An 18,719-nucleotide genomic window follows, 5' to 3' on the forward strand; every position below is an offset into this window, starting at 1 on the left:
AATGCCGTCGGGATAGGGATGACAAGATGCACGGCTGGACCTCACGACAGCGTAATGCGGCGATAGCCAGTTTTTTAAGCTGGACGCTCGATGCTTTCGACTTTTTCCTGTTAGTTTTTTTACTGAGCGATATCGCCCACTCGTTTCATGTCGACCTTGAGGAGGTCACTCTGGCGATTCTGCTGACTCTGGCCGTGCGGCCCGTCGGCGCGCTAATTTTCGGCAGGGCGGCGGAGAAGTTTGGTCGCAAACCAATCCTGATGCTCAACATTGTGTTCTTCTCGGCTTTTGAGCTGCTCTCCGCCGCCGCGCCGTCGTTGATGCTGTTTTTCCTGCTGCGGGTGCTGTACGGCGTGGCGATGGGCGGGATCTGGGGCGTGGCCTCTTCGCTGGCGATGGAGACGATCCCCGACCGCTCGCGCGGCCTGATGTCCGGCCTGTTCCAGGCGGGATACCCCTTCGGCTATTTGCTGGCGGCCGTCGCCTACGGGCTGCTGTTTGAACAACTCGGCTGGCGCGGGATGTTTGTCATTGGCGCCGCGCCGGTGCTGCTGCTGCCGTTTATCTATTTCTGCGTCGAGGAGTCTCCGGTTTGGCAGGCGGCCAGGCAGAATAAAGAGAGTACGGCCCTGCTGCCGGTACTGCGTAGCCACTGGAAGCTGTGCCTGTACCTGGTGGTGCTGATGGCGGCTTTCAACTTCTTCTCCCACGGGACGCAGGATCTTTACCCGGTCTTTTTGAAAGTTCAGCACGGCTTCGAGCCTAAAACGGTCAGCATCATCGCGGTCTGCTATAACATCGCCTCGATCATTGGTGGAGTGTTCTTCGGTTCGCTGTCGGAGAAGATTGGCCGACGCAAAGCAATTATGATCGCCGCCCTGCTGGCGCTGCCGGTCATTCCACTGTGGGCTTTCGCCAGCGGCTCGCTGGCGCTGGGGGCGGGGGCGTTCCTGATGCAGTTTATGGTCCAGGGGGCCTGGGGGGTGATCCCCACCTGGCTCAATGAACTGGTCCCGGCCAACACCCGGGCGGTGCTGCCCGGCTTCGTCTACCAGCTGGGTAATTTGCTGGCTTCGGTGAATGCCACTCTCCAGGCATCAATCGCCCAGCATCATGGGCATAACTACGGCCTGGCAATGGCCCTGGTGGCCGGGACGGTGGCGATTGTCATTACCGTCCTGACCTTTTTTGGTCGCGAAGGCCGGGTGATCCAATCCGCAGGAGCGGGACATCACCAGCCGCTCTCCACCAGCCGTTAACTTTTGTGACCGGGCGTGGCCAGGCGCCCGGTCGCATACATTAGTCACGCAGACGAATAGACGCCGCCTGGCGTTTCTCCAGCGAGCAGATCCCAATCCCCACCATGATGAACAGCGCGCTAAACAGATGCCAGGCCTGCGGTTGAGTATGCAGGAACAGGATGCTCAACACCCCGCCGGAGAGGGGGATGATGTGGGTGTAAATTTCGCCCCGCGTGGCGCCAATGGTGGCGATACCTTTGTTCCAGAACAAATAGGCCAGCCACGATGGGAAAATTACCAGATACGCCAGGCCGCTGAGGAAAAACGGCTCGCGCCAGGCTGCCCAGTCCTGCGCCGGGTGGCGCATCAGCCAGAAGATGACGATTGGCACCAGGATCAGGGCGCCGAGCAGCGAGCTGACGGCGACAAAGCCATTCGCCGGGATTCGGCGGTCCTTCAGACGTAACAGCGAACAGTAGAGCGCCCAGCTCAGCGCCGACCCCATCGCCCACAGGTCGCCGATGGCAAAGGTGTGCAGAGAGGCGGCGTGCAGCGGATTTCCCTGAAATAAGAGGATCATCACGCCGAGGGTGCTAAAAGCCACTCCGAGCCAGTTACGCCCTGATACCGGATCGCGGAAAAATAGTCGGTTAATCAACAGTACCATGCTCGGCGTGGCGGACATATAGATGGCGGCGTTGAGCGCGGAGGTGGTTTGCAGGCCAATATAGAGCGTGAGCGGGAAACTGACCTGGCCGCAGAGGGTTAGCACCACCACCGCTGGCGCGTTTGCCCGCAGCAGGTGGCGACTGCCGGCGATTTGCCGTCGGTAGAGGAGGCCCAGCAGCAGCGCCGTCAGCGCCCAGCGCGCTTCGGTCATCAGGATTGGATCCACGCCCTGCACCAGCACGTGCCCGACAACATAATTCCCGCCCCAGAACAGAGCCGCCAGCGTCAGTAACAGATAGGGCATGATGATTCCTTGTGTCGTTTGTCACTGTACTGAATGGTAATGTTATTGCTTTTATAATATCAATAATATTTTAGTGGTTTTTATTGTATTCATTTAAACTCTTTAATAAACAGTAAATTGATAATGCGTGTGAAATTTACGTTGCCGCATTATGGACGGTACTATACCGTATAGTAGCCATGTATTTCACAGGGATAAATCATGCGTAACACAGATAATGGGGTGATTGGAAGCGACCAGACCGCGGTGATGGCCAGGCTGGCGCTGGATGAGTTAATTGACCAGCTTCTGCACAGCAACGCGCTGTCGCTGAAGCTGACGGCCAACCCGCTGGTGGCCGACAGAGCCTGGCATCTCACTGAGAATACCTGCATCCGCGCCTTCTCCGCTGACGATCCACAGGCCAAAAAGCGTGCGCACCACGCGCTGTTCATTCTCTATCAGTCCTGGCTTGCCGACCCGCTCTCGCCAGCGGCTGCCAATCAGTTTCATCCGCTGCTTTCCGGGATCAGAAATTACATCGAGTCTGAGTGGCTGCGGGCGGAAAGCAAACGCTTCCACCACCAGAGACCAATGCTTAACGCCGGCAATATCGTCGACGAACTGCGCGCCTTATGCCAGCAGCACCCGGCGTCTCATCATCCGCTGTTCGATTTCCTTGCCAGCGAGGCCTCTGCGGCGCAAATCGACTATTTCTTCAAAAGCGACAGCGCGCTGAATCTGCTGTTCTTCGATCTGGTGGCGATGGGGCTGGTCGGTTCGCTGCCGGAAACTCGTGCCGAGATTGCGCAAAATCTGTGGGATGAGATAGGCCAGGGCAGCACTGAGATCACCCACGTCAATTTGTACAAGGATTTACTGAAGCGGCGGAATATCGCTTTGCCGGACAATCATTTTGCCCATTTGTACGAGTGGCAGGGGCTGGCCGGGTATAACGCCTTTATGCTGGGCGGCGTTAACCGTCAGCATTACTACAAATCACTGGGCGTGATGGCCATGACCGAGCTGCTCGACCCGCCGCAGTATGAAAAACTGGTGGCGGGCTGTCGGCGGATTGGGCTTTCCGAGCGCGACGTGCATTACTATGCCGAACATATCACGGTCGACATCGGTCATGCGGATGGCTGGCTGAACAATGTGATTGTGCCGATTGGCAAAAAACATCCGGCGGCGATGGAGGAGGTCTTCTTTGGCGCCGCGCTGCGTCTGCAAACCTGCAACGATTACTATGATTGTCTGCTGGCGGCCCTGCAGTCGCTGGGCGGCAGCTTATCATCTCACAGCGTACCGCCTTCTGAGTAAATAAGCGCTTTGGCCGCGCTCCAGGCGGTCATCCCTGGCGGGATCTCCCGGCATTCGGCGGACTCGGCCTGCTGGGCGGCGATGGCGCCATCGATGAGCATCACCATCATCATGGCCACCCGCTCGGCAGGTTCCGGTTTTAACACCTGCAGGAGGATATCGCGGAAGAACTGCCAGAGGAGCGACTTAAATCGGGAGCATTGCTCCCGGATCGCCGGCGATGACGCGCCATATTCAAACAGCGCGCGGGTAAACATGCAGCCGTGGAACGTTTCGCAGGTAAACCAGCGATGGTAGTAGTCGAACACGGCGAACAGCTTTTCCCGCGCGCTGGCTTTATCCGCGGTGATCTGCGCCAAATCCTGCATAAATTCGCTCTCTTTCTGCTTGAGGATAGCCAGAATGAGCGCCTCTTTATCGGCGTAATAGCGGTAGAAGGTCATTTTGGAGATGCCAGCATGTTCAGCAATCCGCTCGATGCTGGGCGACTGATATCCTTCGCGATTAAACAGCGTGCTGGCGTGGCGGAGAATGTCCGCTTGTTTTGGCTTCATGCGTTTTCCTGTCGAATGGTTCGCTGTCACGATTGCCGGTGACACGGCCGTCCTGCGACAGCGGTGCATTATGCCGGATCTTGCCGCCAGACGGGCAAAAAGTAAATCAGCCGCGGTTTATGCGGAGTCGGTTCCCTCAATAAAAACAAGATTGCGTAGACATACACAAGTCATGTCCTTATGTTTCTGAACCGGCGTATTATTCGGACCTTTATACACATAAGCTGTGAATGATGTACTTTCTGATAGGCATTATTTCTGAAGTCTGAGACGGTTACAGCAGGACAGGCATCGAATGAGGGTATTACAGACATCATTACCAGGATGATCCGATAACTATGATGAATCTTATTAAAAGATTGCTGCGAAGAATATTCAGGTCGTTAATTTCATCTTATGGCCCAGCTGTACTGACCATCCTCTTCGCCGTGGCGCAAGGGCTCTTTTTTCCAGAGACGCCTCTCTGGCTTGTTCCCCTGTTTTTCGTATTTGTTATTGTAATGTTTTATCGGTTTGTGAAATTTTAATATCGAAATTTAACTTTATATTAAATTGACAAGGAAGTGCGATGGCTGGGTTGAGGCTGCGCAGGTTAAGATGGCCCCGCCATTGCCTGTCTCATTGAGAAGAAGAGAAGAGATGAAATTACCCCTGACCACGCCCCGGCTGCTGCTGCGCCGGTTCAGAACGGAAGATCTGCCGTCTTTCAGCCATTATCGCAATCTGCCGGAGGTGGCCCGCTTTCAGAGCTGGACCCACTACGGCATGACAGAGGCGACAGCCTTCTATGAACAACAGCGTTCGCAGGCCTTTGCTGAGGATGAGAGCTGGTTCCAGCTTGCCGTAGAGATTCAGGCCAACGGTGCGCTGGCGGGAGATGTGGGGATCCACTTCTTAGATCACGGCAGACAAGCCGAGCTGGGGATGACCTTTTCCCCTGCGTATCAGCATCAGGGGTATGCCCGGGAAGCCATGCGGGCGGTGATGGCCTTACTCTTTGAACAGTTAGCCCACCACCGGCTGACAGCGGTGGTAGACACCCGCAATACCGGCGCGATCAAACTCCTGGAAGGGCTGGGCTTTCGTCGCGAGGCGCATTACCGGCAGAATATCTTTTTTAAAGGCGAGTGGGGCGATGAGTACCTGTACGCGCTGTTGCGTAGCGAATATCAGTGAAGTGACGGGCGAGCCGTCACTTCTGCCCGGCGGACGATTAGCTATGCTGGCGGATAAAGCGCGCGCGCCACGGTTTTAGCACCCACAGCGCGAGGGCGGCGGTGACAAAATCAAGGCCAATCGCGCAGCTGAAGACCACATGCCAGCCGTGAGTGTGCTGATAGAGCAGTGCCGCCAGCGGACCGCCAAAGATTGACCCGATGCCCTGCGAAATATACAGCCAGCCATAGTTGCTGGCGGCATGCTCGCTGCCGAACGTATCGGTGAGCGTCGACGGGAAGAGCGAGAAGATCTCCCCCCAGCCAAAGAACACCACCCCGGAGAGCAGGACAAACAGCAGCGGATCTTCCCGGCACGCCAGCCAGAGCATCATCGCTACCCCCTCCAGCGCAAAGGCGATAAACATGGTTTGCTCGCGGCCGAAGCGGTCGGAAATAAACCCAAACAGCGGCCGGGTTAAGCCGTTGGTAAAGCGGTCTATCGTTAACGCCAGCGGCAGCGCCGCCATGCCAAACACCACCGCCTGGCTAATGCCGAAATCCTCGGCGAACACCGCCATCTGCGAAGTGACCATCAGCCCGGAAGTCGACATCATCGCCATCATGGCGAACATCAGCCAGAACAGCGGCTGGCGCAGCATTTCCCGGGAAGTAAACGATCTGCTGCTCTGCACCACCGTCTGACTGACGGGCTGGGAGACAGCGGGCGGCGGCAGCTTCAGCCCCTGACTGGCGAGGAAGCCGACGAGGGCGAAAAGGATCCCGAAAGTCGTCATCGTGTGTTCAAGGCCGTTAGTGGTCAGCGACAGGGAGATGGGGAAGGTGGTTATGATGGCCCCCATCCCGTAGCCCGCCGCCACCGCGCCGGCGGCAAATCCCCGCTGCTGTGGGAACCATTTGACCATCAGGCCGACAACGCCGATGTAGACGATCCCGGTCCCGAGGCCGCCCATGCAGCCATAAACCAGCCAGAGCGTTGCCAGGCCATTCACCTGCGCGGAAAGCACCCAGCTCATGCCCGCCATCACCGTGCCAATAGCGATCAGCCGCCGTGGGCCAAATTTTTCCACTAATCGCCCCTGAAAAGGGGAAAAGAAGGTCTGCAGGATGATCAGTAGCGAGAAGGTGACCTGCAATTCTGGCAAACCCACGCCCAGTTTAGCGGCCAGGGGTTTTGTCAACAGCGTCCAGACATATTGCGGACTGGAAATGGCGGCCATACAGATCAAACCCAGCACCAGCTGGCGCCATTTGCCATATTTCGGGGTAACCAACGGTTCACTGAGTGTCGTCATGTTGTTCTCCGTTTTCAGTAAGCAGGCTTCCGTGAAACGCATCCACCCTGGATGCCTCACAGAAAGGGGAAGGTTGCGACCGCAGACTGGCGACCTGTTGTGGCCATATGGCATACGTTCTTGTCCACATTGCGGTATACAAGCGAAGAGCATTAAACGTGCCATATAAAATAATTTTTTATATTCAACTGGTTAATGTAATGAGGGCATGTCTGACGGGGGGCGGCATGGTGAATGTGCGGCACCAGGGCGGTGCAAATGAATTATCGCGGTGCGCTTTGCCTGCTAACTGGCGTAGGAGACATCGTATATCCTGGAGTGGCGCTAGACGGACTTCAGTGCAAAGCCGCCCAGGCGGGTCGAGGCTACGAAATCACCGCCTGGGGCGGCTGACAAGATAAACGGGAAATGAGGCTGGCGGTTTACCCGCTTAGTAGCGAAAAAACACTACTGTCCCGACTATTTTTTGCTTTATGAGCTGGGCATTTATTGTATGGACTCTCGCAGAGAGACATTCTTCCTGGTAGAAAGCCTGGCTACCGCACACAGATACTAGATAGGGGAAGCCTTATCGCCCTATATTAAACTCATGCCGCGGTACTGGCCCGGACTTTGAGCACTGACGGAATTTCAATGAACTTTTCACCAGGCTTATCGTTAAGCAGTTCGAGAAGAGCTTTACCGGCTTTCACCCCAATGTCATGCCAGGGAAACTCAACGGTTGTCAGGGCAGGGGAACAGACTGTCGATAACACTCCTCCGCCTAAACTCGCAATGGCTACGGTATTGGGCACCTTAATGCCGGCACTGTGGCAGGCCATCATACATCCACAGGCCATTTCATCCGACGTGCAAATTAACGCATCCAGATCGCCCCAGGTAATCATCATATCCTTGAATATATTGACGCCTGTGGCGATGGTGGATGGCAAATGCGTGGTTACCACCCGGTGCGGGGAGCGGTTCAGAGCGAGCATCGCCGTATTCCATCCGCTCAGCAACTGGCGAAACATTGTGTTATTAGCCGGGGTACAGAGCAGTGCGATGTTTTTTAATGAGGCGTCGGCCAGATGAGTCACGATCTGTTTTACGGCCTTACCGTAATCCACGCCGATGCACATACCCACGGGGTGGGTATTTAGCGCGCCAATTTCCAGAATAGGAACATCCACGTTGGCCAGCAACTGGGTGCAGCTCTCAATGGTATCGATATTGAACTGAATAATGGCCGCCGGGTTATAGGCGAGCATTTTTTCAAACGTCTTTTGTTCACTTTGACCGTCATGCCCGGATTCCATAAACATCATGGTATATCCGCGTTCGGTCAGCACTTTTTGCAGCGCTTCAGAGACCGGCAAAAAACCCGGCGAAGAGAAGGTGGGAACGACGGCGAGAATAAGATCGGAATGGACCGAGGCCAGATTACGTGCCTGCAGATTAGGGACATAGCCGAGTTGACTGACGGCCGCATCGATGCGATCGCGAAGCTCAGGATTCACTTTTTCAGGCATTCTCAGCGCTCGCGAGACGGTCATGGCGCTCACACCGACAAACTCAGCCACCTCGGTCAGGGTTATCTTACCCGTTCCTTTACGTCGTTTTTCTTTCGGGCTACCGTCCGCGTCTAAACTCTTCACCAAAATCACCAACCGTTTGAAAAATAAAATATAACGAAAGTATATCTGCGAATCGCATTATAACTTACCACAGCGAGGGGGAAAGCACATTATAGCCAGTGTTAGCGGTAACGCACTTTTTAACATTTTTCTTTGTTAGCGCTAACTTTGGGAGGTGTATCACAGTTGCATTTTATTTAGCTGTTTATAGTGCAGCACATAGACCCCCTCGGGAGAGCATATGATCAGAGACTGGTTAACCCCGGATAAAATTAAAGTCATTAACTCAATAGATAGCTGGGAAAATGCCGTTCGACTTGCAGCAGAACCCTTGCTGATGCAAGGGTATATAGCCGGGTCGTATATTGAGGCGATTTTGCAAAGCCATAAAGAGCTTGGGCCCTATTACGTATTAGCTCCCGGCTTGGCGATGCCTCATGCCCGTCCTGAACAGGGGGTGTTAAGAAATGGATTATCGCTTCTTCATATTAAAGAAGGGGTGTCGTTCGGCTCGGAAGAGAACGATCCGATATACGTGGTAATCATGCTATGCGCTCGTTCCGGGAATGAACATATCACGATGATTGGTGAACTGGCTGAAATCTTTAGCGATCAGCAAAAGTTACACCGATTGTTAAATGCCGATGATAGCAAGGCGATTCAGGCCGTTATTGACTGAAGGAAAACAGAATGAAAAAAGTGCTTATCGTGTGCGGTAATGGTTTGGGCAGCAGCTTCATCGTTGAAATGAATGTCAAAAAGATCCTTGCCGAAATGAATAAAGAAGCTGAAGTCGCACATACCGACCTGACGTCGGCAAAAAGCGAAACTGCCGATCTTATTCTCAGCGCTAAAGACATTGCAGAACATCTTAGCAGTCACTCTGCAAAGGTCGTTGGATTAAGTAATTTACTTGATAACAATAAAATTAAAGAAATTTTAGCAGAAAACATTTAAGCAACGGCTATCTGATTCGTGGAGTTTAACATGCTTCATTTTCTTATTTATGATGTGCTAGGAACACCGGCGATACTGGTTGGTTTATTTTCACTGATCGGTCTGCTGTTGCAAAAAAAAGGAATTTCAGACGTTATTTCAGGCACGCTGAAAACCATCATGGGTTTTGTCATATTGACCGCCGGCGCCGGTATTATAGCCTATACGTTAACCATCTTTAGCCAGTTATTTGAACATTCTTTCCATATTCAGGGCGTGGTGCCCAACACTGATGCCATGGCCGCTCTGGCGCAGAAGAATTACGGCACGGAAACCGCCACCATTATGGTATTGGGCATGCTGATCAATATCGCCCTTGCGCGTCTAACGCCATTAAAGTACATCTTTCTGACCGGACATCATACGCTTTATATGGCTGCGATGCTGGCGGTTATCCTGTCTGTAGGGGGCTTGTCAGGGGGATGGGTGGTGGCCATCGGGGCGGTTATTCTCGGTGCGATGATGGTCATCTCCCCGGCTATCTTGCAGCCGTTTACCCGTAAAATAACCAACACCGACGATCTGGCGCTCGGGCATTTTGGATCTATTGGCTACCTGCTGTCCGCGCTGGTGGGCAAAATTATTGGTAAAGGCAGTCCCTCGATTGAAGAGATCAAAGTACCTAAGTCGCTCAATTTCCTTCGCGACTCATCGGTGGCCATCTCTCTCACCATGATGATTCTGTTTCTGGTGCTGGTGCTCGTTGCGGGCAAATCCTTTGTCGAGGAGACCCTGAGCGCTGGTCAGAACTTTATTATCTTCGCCATTATTCAGTCCCTCACGTTTGCTGCAGGAGTTTATATCATCCTCGCCGGGGTTCGGATGGTGATTGCCGAGATCGTCCCGGCGTTTAAAGGGATTGCGGACAAACTGGTTAAAGACGCGAAGCCGGCGCTGGACTGTCCGACGGTGTTTCCCTTCGCTCCGAATGCCGTCATCGTCGGCTTCCTCGCAAGCTTTGTCGCAGGGCTGGTCAGTATGTTCCTCTGCCCGCTGTTCGGCTTGAGCGTCATCGTCCCGGGCCTGGTTCCCCACTTTTTCTGCGGGGCCACGGCGGGGGTTTACGGCAACATTACCGGCGGACGTCGCGGGGCGGTGGTAGGGGCTTTTGCTCACGGTCTGCTCATTTCGTTCCTGCCTGCCATTCTCTTGCCCATGATGGGGGATATGGGACTGGGCTCCACAACCTTTGGAGACGCAGACTTTGGCGTTGTCGGCATCGTGCTGGGTCATATCATCGCAATGTTTAACTAACTATTTATCGGAGGTGGTTTATGAGCGCTAAATTTTCACCGTCACTGATGTGCATGGATTTAACGCAGTTCAAAGAGCAGATCACGGCAATGAATAAAAAAGCGGATTTTTACCATGTTGATATAATGGATGGCAATTACGTCCGCAATATCACACTGTCTCCCTTTTTTATTGAGAATCTGAAAAAAATTACTACTGTGCCCATTGATGTTCATCTGATGGTGAATCATCCGGAAGATATCATTCCCATGTGTCTCGAGGCCGGCGCCGATATCATCAGCTTTCATCCCGAGACGGCGAATAACAAAATATTCCGCCTGCTGAATCAGATCAAGGATGCGGGCAAAAAGTGCGGGGTGGTGCTGAACCCGGCGACACCGGCAGAAAGCATTGCCGAATATGCGCATCTGCTGGATAAAGTGACGGTCATGTCGGTTGACCCTGGCTATGCCGGACAAAAGTTTATTCCTGAGTCGCTGAACAAGATTAGAAAGCTCATCAACATGCGCAAGAATAATGGTTATCGCTATCTGACGGAAATTGATGGCTCTTGCAATGAGAAAACCTTCGGTCAGATTGCTGAATCCGGGGTAGATGTCTTTATCGTCGGCACATCGGGTCTGTTTTCGCTCCATGAGGATGTCAGCCAGGCGTGGGACAGAATGATCGAGATCTTCCAACGGGAAACTGTCGCTGCATAACGGGTTATTTCTCTTCGAACCACAGTGTGTATTTGAATAAGCCTTAAAAGATCTGCATCACGCCAGCGATGCTGGTTTGTTATTTAACGACCACTCTATATGAATGCGGGTGAATCATGGATATTTCGACAGTGCTTAATGTTAAAAACATCAAGTTAAATATGACCGCCAGAACCAAAGAAGAGGTGATAGAAGAACTCACCGATTTACTTATCCAGGATGGCGCCGTCACCAATAAGGAAGACTTTATTCGTGATGTCTGGTTACGCGAGGAGCTAGGCTCTACCGGCTTTGAAAACCATATCGCTATTCCACATGGTAAATCTTCCGGTGTTTCCCGTACCGCATTAGCCATCGGACGCACGCAACATGCCATTCCCTGGGAGACCATGGATGGCAGCGATGTCCGCTGTGTTATTTTATTTGCGGTTTGCCTGGTGGATCAAAATGCCACCCATATTCGCCTGTTGGCACAAGTGTCTGGGTCACTGGCGGATGAAGACATTATCGCTAAATTACTTGTTGAATCTGATCCACATAAAATCATTGCGCTTTTCAATTCAGAAACTGAAAACGCCGATGCTTAATACCAACTTGCTAATATCGATTTGTAATTTATTAAATTAATTAACGGAGAAACATTATGAATATTGTCGGCGTTACCGCCTGCACGGTGGGGATTGCACATACCTATATTGCGCAAAAGAAAATTGAAACTGCGGCTAAAAAAGCCGGACATAACGTTAAAATCGAGACGCAAGGAACCATCGGCATTGAGAACCCGTTAACCGCTGATGAGATTGCCGCAGCAGATATTGTCCTGCTTGCTGCCGATGTCAAAGTAACGGGCGAGGAGAGATTTGCCGGCAAAAAAGTCGTTAAAGTCGCGACGGAAACGGCAGTCAAATCCCCCAATAAGTTGATTGAAAAACTCAGTGAAATAGTCAATTCATAATTTTATTTCGGCCTGGCGACTCTACATTAAAGGGCGTGACTTATGTCTCTAAAACAAATATGGCAAGCAGCAAACCCTAAAGGACATCTGCTGACCGCTATCTCGTTTCTGATCCCCATTGTCTGTGGTTCTGGGTTTATTATCGCCATCGGCATGGGGCTTGGCGGAACGGTGCAGGACACGTTAACGCCGGGACAATTTGATGTATGGCAGGCAATGGCCACCCTGGGCGCCAAGGCGCTTGGGCTGTTGCCGGTGGTGATTGCCGTGGGAATATCTGGCTCGATCGCCGGCAAACCAGGCATCGCGCCAGGATTTGTCGTCGGGCTGGCGGCGAATACCATAAGCGCAGGCTTTATCGGTGGGATGATTGGTGGCTATATTGCGGGGTATATTGCGCTGGCGATCATTAAAAACGTCAAGGTGCCTGACTGGGCCCGCGGGTTGATGCCGACGCTGATCGTTCCCTTTTTTGCCTCCATTATCAGCTGCCTGATTATGGTCTATATCATCGGTACGCCTATCGGTATCTTTACGGAAGCGCTTACGTCTTTCCTGAGAAGCATGGGCACGTCGTCGAATTTGGTGTTAGGCGCAGTCATAGGCGCATTGTGTATTGTTGACTTTGGCGGCCCGCTAAATAAGACATGCTTTGCTTTCGTGCTGACCCTGCAGGCGCAGGGGATAAATGAACCCATTACCGCACTTCAGTTAGTTAACACCGCTACGCCTATCGGATTTGGCCTGGCTTTCTTTATTGCCAAACTGCTGCGTAAAAATATCTATAACCGTGAAGAAGTGGAAACCTTAAAATCAGCGGTTCCGATGGGGATTGTGAATATCGTTGAGGGTTCTATTCCGATCGTCATGAATGATATTGTGCGCGGTATCGCGGCGGCGGCTATCGGCGGCGCGTGCGGCGGGGCGGTCACCATGGTCTATGGTGCGGATGCGACGGTTCCTTTTGGCGGAGTATTGATGATCCCCACGATGTCACATCCGATGGCAGGCATCATGGCCCTGCTGGTGAATATCGTTGTTACCGCCACGGTTTATGCTGTCATCAAAAAAGATATTCCGCGTGATGTGCTGGTTACTCATGATCACGAAGAAGAGGATATCGACCTTAATGATATTAAAGTGAGCTAACTTACCCCTGTATTATTTTATCAATGGCGTTGAGCTAGTCCTGCAACTCAGCCCATAACCGAGGGGTCCTTAGTTATGGGCTGAGTTGCGTCAGGTAGACGGCTGGGTAAAAGTGGAGCAGGGTGAACATTGTTGTTGCAAAAATGTGAACGCTTCAGTAGCCTTGTCTCTTTCGGAGACAGGAAATGCTCGTCACTGATTCACTTCTTGCTTACACCCTCGCTGCTACACTGCTTACCCTGACGCCAGGTCTTGATACTGCTCTTATTCTCCGCACGGCGACTGCTGAAGGGGGACGCAAAGCCTTGCATGCCGCGTTAGGCATCGATCTCGGGTGCTTTATTTGGGGCGCGCTGGTGGCCTTTGGTTTAGGTGCGCTACTGGCGGTTTCTGAGTTGGCTTATACCTTATTGAAATGGTGCGGAGCAGGATACCTTTGCTGGCTGGGCATCCAGTTGCTCCTGCGACCACGCCAGCAATTTAACACCCACCCGGCCGAATCAGATTCCACGAGTAACTGGTTCCTGCGTGGGATGCTGGGGAATGTGTTTAACCCCAAAATGGGCGTCTTCTACGTTTCGTTTTTGCCCCAGTTTATCCCTGCCGGGCATTCACCGATCAGCTGGACCTTTCTCCTGGTCACCATCCATGTATTGATAGGGACGCTGTGGTCGTTAACGCTGATTACCGCCACTCGCTATGCCGCCGGCATCCTGAAAAAACCGGCCGTAGTGAAATGGATGGACCGAACGACCGGCTGCCTGTTTCTGTTGTTTGCCGCGAAGCTGGCCATGAGTCGGCGGTAGTCACGCAGGGGCGTATGCCCCTGTTTTTGCCTTAAAAAATGAGCAACCCGTGGAGTACTACTCAGTGGTGAAACGATCGGGCTCGAACGTACGTTTAGCCAGTTTCTTTTGCAAAACGATGACAATAATTGGGGTTCCTAATGCGGTAATTGCGCATACCGCCAACAGCGTATCCATATTTTGTAGCGCCATGCGATGGTCGGGTAACAAAAAAGCAGACAGGAAAAATGCGGCAGTTGTCATCAGATACATCATGGATGTCTGTAATGAAGAGAATCCCGCTCGTTGCTTGTTATCAGGAAACTGAATCGTCACCGCCGACGATGCCACCAGACGACTGTAAGCTGCGCCGAGAAATAACGTAATAAATAGCGCTGGATGCGGATAGCCCATCAGGGGTATCAGTAAGCTCAGGATAAAAACGAGGGTCGACCCGGTCGCCAAACTCAAAGCAGAAACACGAGAGGTTAATGCGCCTGTCATTCTAGTAGACAGATACCCCGCCAGGCCCCCGCCGAAGAACAACCAGGGCAGCAGACCTTGAGAAGCCCCCAACAGCTGCGTCATTAATGGCGCCAGGACAGGAATGATCAGCATTGGACTAAACTGTACCAGCGCATTACCGGAAGCAAACAGTAAAGTATCTACATCGAGGGGCAGCGCGTGGGACGTGTCGAAAGTGACGGGATCCTGAGGGATGATGGAGACGATCAGTGGCAATGCCAACCAACACAGTGTACAAATTAACCACAACGCGACATGCCAACCGTAATGAGTACACAAAAATAGTACAGCGGGCATCCCCACGATGCTGACCATCGAAAATGACGCAATCACCGTCGCCAACATTTTTCCGCGCAAGTCAGCCGGTGTGTGGTTTATCAAAATAGTGATCCCCACAGCCATTGTCGTACCGCCAACCAGTCCTGCGAAGAAGCGCAATGTAAGAAGAAGAGGAAAACTGGTAGTGAATGTCGTCAACAGTGTCGCCATGGCTAGCAGTACCATATTAGCGATTAAAAAATGCTTCTTATTGCAACGATCAATCCAGTAAAAGGCGATAATTCCCGACAGGACGGCTCCAGATGTGTACATACCGGATACATAGCCTGAGAAGGTGACGGGAACAGCGAAATCTGCAGCCATAAATGTAAAAACAGGGCTGAACATCATATATTCCAGCGCATTAGTAAACTGGACAAAAGCGATTACCATAGCAATCCGAATGAGCGTCTTTTGATTAAATGTTGTGGTGACCAGTGGCATAGCAAGCGACCTGTGGATGAAAGATATCCTAGCTTAACTGCTATCAAACTTGTCGATTAGATGGTAAAAATGGCACTCATTATTATCATATGTGGGATAGTTGATGCGGCCAGTTCTTGACTTTAATGCGCTGAAAATCTTCATTGCTGTGGTGGAAAGAGACAGTTTTGTCGGGGCATCGAAAGCCCTGGAAATGCCGACATCAAATGTGAGCCGTTGCATTTCTCAGTTAGAAGACAAACTGAACCTTCAGCTCATTGAGCGCAGTACCCGACATATGAAGCTCACACAGGCTGGGCATCTACTCTATACCCGGGCGAAGCCATTACTGGAAGCACTTGAGCAAACTGAAACCGAATTAACGTTGCGACAAATGCAATTCAAGGGGCCATTACGTATCTGTATTCCCAATGAAATCGGTCCTGTATTGCTGGGCTCTGTTGTTGCTGATTTCGCCTGTCAGCATCCGGATCTGGAGATAAGTTGCGTCACAAATTTGTCGGGTTATGAATCCCTGCGAGATGATCTGGATTTAGCTGTCATTGTTAGCCGTGGTCAGATGGATGACAGTGACTACATCGCCCGTCATCTGGTGACGATCCCTTGCACCATCGTTGCGGCCCCCTCCGTCATCCAGCGTTATGGCACGCCTTCTCGAATACAGCAATTTGAAGAGTTACCCTGTATTACAACGGTGAATGCGCTTAAAGGCGCTCCCTGGCAGTTTGTGAATAAAAAGGGCGGATTCGAGACGATCAAGGTTAACGGTCGTTATCGGGTCAACAGCGGAGAGATGGCAGGGCGAGCGGCCATCTCAGGTGTCGGTTTTGCCATCCTGTCGAAACAAGCCTGCCAACCCTATATTGATGATGGGTGGTTAATCGAGATTGAATTTGAACAATCGGCAGCCCCCTTGCAATTGTTCGCTCTGTATTCAGATCGGCGTTACTTGCCGGCAAAAACAAGAGCGCTTATTGATTTCATGCATCAGAGATTGAGTCATTAACAAGAGGCCATCTTCAGCGCGCCAGGGCAGCGCTGTTTTATTCAGCCGGCCGGCTCAAGCAACAAATCTCTGATATAGCCCTCCAGCAGGGAGGCACAAATTCGCGTTTCATACGACATCATCCCAACTGGTGGATGGAGCAACCAGGCACTAAATGGCGGGATCGGATAGTGGCTTAAGAGGGGGATGAGCGCGCCGTCTGCCATTTCTTTTCTGCAAACCGGACTTTGCAAAACACCAATGGCATGTCCCGCTAATAACCAGGAGAGGACACTCCGCCAGTGCGTGGACTGAAATTGAATATTGACGGGAACATTAATGAGTTGATCTTCGGAAGCGACCAATTGAATGCGATTACTGGCGAATACACCGGAAACAGCAGCAAATGGATAATCTGTCAGCGCATCCGGCGTGTCAGGATGACCCATTTTCGCCAGCAGAGCCGGAGAGGCCAGTAACACTCTGCGCACGGTGCCAAGCGGGCGTGCGACAAAAAAACCTTCGGAGACATCACCTAATCTCAGTGATAAATCGACCCCTCGGTGACGGGATCGATGACGCGGTCGTTAAAAATGACATCGACCTGCAGCGCCGGATGCTCGTTCTGAAGCTGCAACAATGCAGGCATCAGCAAGCTTTCTCCGGCGGAATAGGGCGCGGCAATACGGATTTTGCCTTGCAGCCCCTGATTTTCCTCATTCACAGAAAGAGCATGCTCTGCCGCCTGAACGGCCGTTTTGCTTCGCTCATAAAACACGTTACCGCTTTGCGTTAGAGACATGTTACGCGTGTTGCGCCTAAGCAAACGTGTCCCAAGATGAGCTTCCAGTTTTTCTATTCTTTCACTCACGGCGGGCTGGCCAATACCGAGATCGCGGGCTGCAGCCGACATGCTGCCCCGTTCAACCACCCTGATAAATATGCGCATTGCTGAGAAGAGATCCATTCACCAATTATATTGGCTTTACCGATAAATGTAAGTGGGGATAGGTATCTACTGCTTTACTGCGAAATGATGAAAAATCCAGACTCAAGGCCTGAGTCAGGCTAAATTTCAATCTATTTAATTGATTTATTGGTGGAAAATAATGATGCCAGAGATAAAGCTTTTCATGTTCCAGTCAGGAACACAGCATTGTCGATATCAGCATATCCGGATGAATCAGGGCGTGGGAGAGAATTATGAGATCCCTGTCCCCTGGTTTCTGCTGACCCATCCGGATGGGTTTACGCTGATTGACGGCGGTCTGGCTGTCGAAGGATTGAAAGATCCCAGCGGTTATTGGGGAAGTGCTGTAGAGCAGTTTAAACCGGTGATGTCAGAAGAACAGGGTTGCGTGGAACAACTTAAGAGGATTGGCATTGCTCCTGAGGATATCCGCTATGTGGTCCTGTCCCATTTGCACTCTGATCATACGGGAGCAATTGGTCGCTTCCCCCATGCTACGCATGTTGTCCAGAGGCAAGAGTATGAATATGCCTTTGCCCCTGACTGGTTTACTTCGGGAGCCTATTGCCGACGCGATTTCGATCGTCCCCAACTTAACTGGCTATTTCTGAACGGGTTGTCCGATGATCACTATGACCTTTACGGTGATGGCACGTTACAATGTATTTTCACCCCAGGGCATTCACCGGGCCATCAATCTTTTCTTATCCGCTTACCGGGTGGTACAAATTTTACGCTAGCGATTGATGCGGCTTATACCTTAGATCATTACCATGAGAAGGCGCTCCCGGGGCTAATGACGTCTGCTACTGATGTCGCTCAGTCTGTGCGAAAGCTGCGTCAGCTTACCGAGCGATATCATGCGGTATTCATACCCGGCCACGATCCTGAAGAATGGAAAAAAAACAGGCTTGCGCCAGCCTGTTACTATTGAATCATTCCTCGCTGATCGCCAAAAAGCTTCTGTTAAGCAGGGCTGTCAGCTTATCTTGTTCGAAATGGCCCTGGTGATGGCCGGGGCCATTTCTGCGGGCAAGCTCAGGGCTTCACGTCCAGCACGACATGACTGAAGGTTTGATAGGTTTTTTCGTCCGGCGCGGGCGGGATGTTGGCTTTTTTCAGCGCGGACATCACCTGCGCGCAGAATGGCCGATCGCCGCTCTCGACCGTTGGATCCTGCACCGTCCCGTCACGCTGCAGCATAAAGCGCACCGAGCATTTTTGCCCTTGCCAGGAGGCCGGCTGGTCTATATTAGCGAAGATAGCCGCCTGGATCCGCGCCAGATAGCGTGAGGCATTGGCCTGGGGTGAAGTATCGGAACCCGTTTGATAATCGCGAAGTATCATATCCACTTCAGCCGATATTTTAGCGTCTTCGGCGCTGCCCGGCGCAGAAGCACGACCCGAGCAGGCGGAAAGGAGTAAAGAGAGGGTGCAAACGAGCACAGCGTTGGTTTTCACGGACATGCTAAGCCTCCTTG

The 18,719-nt window shown here is 52.1% G+C and carries 20 protein-coding genes and 2 pseudogenes; 15 read left to right on the forward strand and 7 right to left on the reverse strand.

Going from position 1 to position 18,719, the window contains the following annotated elements:
- The first annotated feature begins 26 nt into the window (after positions 1 to 26).
- Positions 27 to 1,259 (forward strand): MFS transporter, encoded by a 1,233-nt coding sequence (locus tag LPQ25_RS12845; protein WP_004148411.1) that lies wholly within the window; start codon positions 27 to 29, stop codon positions 1,257 to 1,259.
- 40 nt (positions 1,260 to 1,299) lie between these two features.
- On the opposite strand, the gene LPQ25_RS12850 is transcribed toward LPQ25_RS12845, so the two are convergent.
- Positions 1,300 to 2,214 (reverse strand): DMT family transporter, encoded by a 915-nt coding sequence (locus LPQ25_RS12850; protein WP_004224889.1) that lies wholly within the window; start codon positions 2,212 to 2,214, stop codon positions 1,300 to 1,302.
- A 201-nt stretch (positions 2,215 to 2,415) separates the two neighbouring features.
- Here LPQ25_RS12850 and LPQ25_RS12855 point away from each other — a divergent pair, with 201 nt between their 5' ends.
- On the forward strand, positions 2,416 to 3,516 hold the full coding sequence (locus LPQ25_RS12855; protein ID WP_004184110.1) for an iron-containing redox enzyme family protein: 1,101 nt from the start codon (positions 2,416 to 2,418) through the stop codon (positions 3,514 to 3,516).
- Here the strand turns inward: LPQ25_RS12855 and LPQ25_RS12860 are convergent.
- Complete coding sequence (locus LPQ25_RS12860) at positions 3,492 to 4,070, reverse strand: TetR/AcrR family transcriptional regulator (protein WP_004176128.1); 579 nt, start codon at positions 4,068 to 4,070, stop codon at positions 3,492 to 3,494. The genes LPQ25_RS12855 and LPQ25_RS12860 overlap by 25 nt on opposite strands.
- A 338-nt stretch (positions 4,071 to 4,408) precedes the next feature.
- On the opposite strand from LPQ25_RS12860, the gene LPQ25_RS12865 reads away from it, so the two are divergent.
- Complete coding sequence (locus LPQ25_RS12865) at positions 4,409 to 4,597, forward strand: hypothetical protein (RefSeq protein ID WP_004148407.1); 189 nt, start codon at positions 4,409 to 4,411, stop codon at positions 4,595 to 4,597.
- A 70-nt stretch (positions 4,598 to 4,667) separates the two neighbouring features.
- Positions 4,668 to 5,246 (forward strand): GNAT family N-acetyltransferase, encoded by a 579-nt coding sequence (locus LPQ25_RS12870; protein WP_014907574.1) that lies wholly within the window; start codon positions 4,668 to 4,670, stop codon positions 5,244 to 5,246.
- Positions 5,247 to 5,283: 37 nt separating this feature from the next.
- Here LPQ25_RS12870 and oxlT read toward each other — a convergent pair whose 3' ends face one another.
- On the reverse strand, positions 5,284 to 6,582 hold the full coding sequence (gene oxlT, locus LPQ25_RS12875; RefSeq protein WP_004176133.1) for an oxalate/formate MFS antiporter: 1,299 nt from the start codon (positions 6,580 to 6,582) through the stop codon (positions 5,284 to 5,286).
- A gap of 216 nt (positions 6,583 to 6,798) precedes the next feature.
- Between oxlT and LPQ25_RS12880 the strand changes: the two are divergent.
- Positions 6,799 to 7,017: pseudogene (locus LPQ25_RS12880) on the forward strand (hypothetical protein).
- 110 nt (positions 7,018 to 7,127) lie between these two features.
- On the opposite strand, the gene LPQ25_RS12885 reads toward LPQ25_RS12880, so the two are convergent.
- On the reverse strand, positions 7,128 to 8,180 hold the full coding sequence (locus tag LPQ25_RS12885; RefSeq protein WP_004151868.1) for a LacI family DNA-binding transcriptional regulator: 1,053 nt from the start codon (positions 8,178 to 8,180) through the stop codon (positions 7,128 to 7,130).
- 217 nt (positions 8,181 to 8,397) lie between these two features.
- Between LPQ25_RS12885 and LPQ25_RS12890 the strand changes: the two genes are divergently transcribed.
- From LPQ25_RS12890 to LPQ25_RS12925, 8 genes are all read left to right on the forward strand, one after another.
- Positions 8,398 to 8,835, forward strand: a complete 438-nt coding sequence (locus LPQ25_RS12890; RefSeq protein WP_004179927.1) for a PTS sugar transporter subunit IIA — start codon at positions 8,398 to 8,400, stop codon at positions 8,833 to 8,835.
- A gap of 11 nt (positions 8,836 to 8,846) precedes the next feature.
- Entirely contained in the window at positions 8,847 to 9,113 is a 267-nt protein-coding gene (locus LPQ25_RS12895; protein ID WP_004176134.1) for a PTS sugar transporter subunit IIB, read from the forward strand.
- A gap of 30 nt (positions 9,114 to 9,143) precedes the next feature.
- Positions 9,144 to 10,406 carry a PTS ascorbate transporter subunit IIC gene (locus LPQ25_RS12900; protein ID WP_004176135.1) on the forward strand — a complete coding sequence of 421 codons (1,263 nt, stop codon included), beginning with the start codon at positions 9,144 to 9,146 and terminating at the stop codon, positions 10,404 to 10,406.
- A gap of 20 nt (positions 10,407 to 10,426) precedes the next feature.
- Complete coding sequence (gene alsE, locus LPQ25_RS12905; protein WP_014907576.1) at positions 10,427 to 11,107, forward strand: D-allulose 6-phosphate 3-epimerase; 681 nt, start codon at positions 10,427 to 10,429, stop codon at positions 11,105 to 11,107.
- Between the two features lie 116 nt (positions 11,108 to 11,223).
- Positions 11,224 to 11,694 (forward strand): PTS sugar transporter subunit IIA, encoded by a 471-nt coding sequence (locus tag LPQ25_RS12910; protein WP_002905131.1) that lies wholly within the window; start codon positions 11,224 to 11,226, stop codon positions 11,692 to 11,694.
- A gap of 56 nt (positions 11,695 to 11,750) precedes the next feature.
- Complete coding sequence (locus LPQ25_RS12915; RefSeq protein ID WP_004176139.1) at positions 11,751 to 12,062, forward strand: PTS fructose transporter subunit IIB; 312 nt, start codon at positions 11,751 to 11,753, stop codon at positions 12,060 to 12,062.
- A 42-nt stretch (positions 12,063 to 12,104) separates the two neighbouring features.
- Complete coding sequence (locus tag LPQ25_RS12920; RefSeq protein ID WP_014907577.1) at positions 12,105 to 13,211, forward strand: PTS fructose transporter subunit IIC; 1,107 nt, start codon at positions 12,105 to 12,107, stop codon at positions 13,209 to 13,211.
- A 185-nt stretch (positions 13,212 to 13,396) separates the two neighbouring features.
- On the forward strand, positions 13,397 to 14,017 hold the full coding sequence (locus tag LPQ25_RS12925) for a LysE family translocator (protein WP_015874813.1): 621 nt from the start codon (positions 13,397 to 13,399) through the stop codon (positions 14,015 to 14,017).
- Between the two features lie 57 nt (positions 14,018 to 14,074).
- Here LPQ25_RS12925 and LPQ25_RS12930 read toward each other — a convergent pair whose 3' ends face one another.
- The gene (locus LPQ25_RS12930; protein WP_014907579.1) at positions 14,075 to 15,283 is read right to left on the reverse strand and encodes an MFS transporter; all 1,209 of its coding nucleotides are present in this window, start codon (positions 15,281 to 15,283) and stop codon (positions 14,075 to 14,077) included.
- A gap of 103 nt (positions 15,284 to 15,386) precedes the next feature.
- On the opposite strand from LPQ25_RS12930, the gene LPQ25_RS12935 reads away from it, so the two are divergent.
- A complete protein-coding gene (locus LPQ25_RS12935; RefSeq protein ID WP_041937781.1) occupies positions 15,387 to 16,289 on the forward strand; it encodes a LysR family transcriptional regulator in 903 nt (300 codons plus the stop codon).
- A 41-nt stretch (positions 16,290 to 16,330) separates the two neighbouring features.
- Here the strand turns inward: LPQ25_RS12935 and LPQ25_RS12940 are convergent.
- Positions 16,331 to 17,217: pseudogene (locus LPQ25_RS12940) on the reverse strand (LysR family transcriptional regulator).
- A 160-nt stretch (positions 17,218 to 17,377) separates the two neighbouring features.
- Between LPQ25_RS12940 and ahlK the strand changes: the two are divergent.
- The gene (gene ahlK / locus LPQ25_RS12945) at positions 17,378 to 18,172 is read left to right on the forward strand and encodes an N-acyl homoserine lactonase AhlK (RefSeq protein WP_074424921.1); all 795 of its coding nucleotides are present in this window, start codon (positions 17,378 to 17,380) and stop codon (positions 18,170 to 18,172) included.
- 104 nt (positions 18,173 to 18,276) lie between these two features.
- Here ahlK and LPQ25_RS12950 read toward each other — a convergent pair whose 3' ends face one another.
- Positions 18,277 to 18,705, reverse strand: a complete 429-nt coding sequence (locus LPQ25_RS12950; RefSeq protein ID WP_015874808.1) for a cell envelope integrity TolA family protein — start codon at positions 18,703 to 18,705, stop codon at positions 18,277 to 18,279.
- Positions 18,706 to 18,719: the final 14 nt, after the last annotated feature.

The sequence above is a fragment of the Klebsiella sp. KPN54798 genome, from assembly GCF_021184225.1.
Lineage (GTDB): Bacteria > Pseudomonadota > Gammaproteobacteria > Enterobacterales > Enterobacteriaceae > Klebsiella > Klebsiella pneumoniae.

What these genes read in the sequence shown, in the direction of transcription:
- LPQ25_RS12845 (WP_004148411.1), top strand. Translation starts at nt 27, where the DNA reads ATGCACGGCTGGACCTCACGACAGCGTAATGCGGCGATAGCCAGTTTT.
- LPQ25_RS12920 (WP_014907577.1), top strand. Translation starts at nt 12,105, where the DNA reads ATGTCTCTAAAACAAATATGGCAAGCAGCAAACCCTAAAGGACATCTG.
- LPQ25_RS12935 (WP_041937781.1), top strand. Translation starts at nt 15,387, where the DNA reads ATGCGGCCAGTTCTTGACTTTAATGCGCTGAAAATCTTCATTGCTGTG.
- LPQ25_RS12910 (WP_002905131.1), top strand. Translation starts at nt 11,224, where the DNA reads ATGGATATTTCGACAGTGCTTAATGTTAAAAACATCAAGTTAAATATG.
- LPQ25_RS12925 (WP_015874813.1), top strand. Translation starts at nt 13,397, where the DNA reads ATGCTCGTCACTGATTCACTTCTTGCTTACACCCTCGCTGCTACACTG.
- LPQ25_RS12860 (WP_004176128.1), bottom strand. Translation starts at nt 4,070, where the DNA reads ATGAAGCCAAAACAAGCGGACATTCTCCGCCACGCCAGCACGCTGTTT.
- oxlT (WP_004176133.1), bottom strand. Translation starts at nt 6,582, where the DNA reads ATGCGTTTCACGGAAGCCTGCTTACTGAAAACGGAGAACAACATGACG.
- LPQ25_RS12900 (WP_004176135.1), top strand. Translation starts at nt 9,144, where the DNA reads ATGCTTCATTTTCTTATTTATGATGTGCTAGGAACACCGGCGATACTG.
- LPQ25_RS12865 (WP_004148407.1), top strand. Translation starts at nt 4,409, where the DNA reads ATGATGAATCTTATTAAAAGATTGCTGCGAAGAATATTCAGGTCGTTA.
- LPQ25_RS12895 (WP_004176134.1), top strand. Translation starts at nt 8,847, where the DNA reads ATGAAAAAAGTGCTTATCGTGTGCGGTAATGGTTTGGGCAGCAGCTTC.
- ahlK (WP_074424921.1), top strand. Translation starts at nt 17,378, where the DNA reads ATGATGCCAGAGATAAAGCTTTTCATGTTCCAGTCAGGAACACAGCAT.
- LPQ25_RS12915 (WP_004176139.1), top strand. Translation starts at nt 11,751, where the DNA reads ATGAATATTGTCGGCGTTACCGCCTGCACGGTGGGGATTGCACATACC.
- LPQ25_RS12950 (WP_015874808.1), bottom strand. Translation starts at nt 18,705, where the DNA reads ATGTCCGTGAAAACCAACGCTGTGCTCGTTTGCACCCTCTCTTTACTC.
- alsE (WP_014907576.1), top strand. Translation starts at nt 10,427, where the DNA reads ATGAGCGCTAAATTTTCACCGTCACTGATGTGCATGGATTTAACGCAG.
- LPQ25_RS12855 (WP_004184110.1), top strand. Translation starts at nt 2,416, where the DNA reads ATGCGTAACACAGATAATGGGGTGATTGGAAGCGACCAGACCGCGGTG.
- LPQ25_RS12870 (WP_014907574.1), top strand. Translation starts at nt 4,668, where the DNA reads ATGGCCCCGCCATTGCCTGTCTCATTGAGAAGAAGAGAAGAGATGAAA.
- LPQ25_RS12890 (WP_004179927.1), top strand. Translation starts at nt 8,398, where the DNA reads ATGATCAGAGACTGGTTAACCCCGGATAAAATTAAAGTCATTAACTCA.
- LPQ25_RS12930 (WP_014907579.1), bottom strand. Translation starts at nt 15,283, where the DNA reads ATGCCACTGGTCACCACAACATTTAATCAAAAGACGCTCATTCGGATT.
- LPQ25_RS12850 (WP_004224889.1), bottom strand. Translation starts at nt 2,214, where the DNA reads ATGCCCTATCTGTTACTGACGCTGGCGGCTCTGTTCTGGGGCGGGAAT.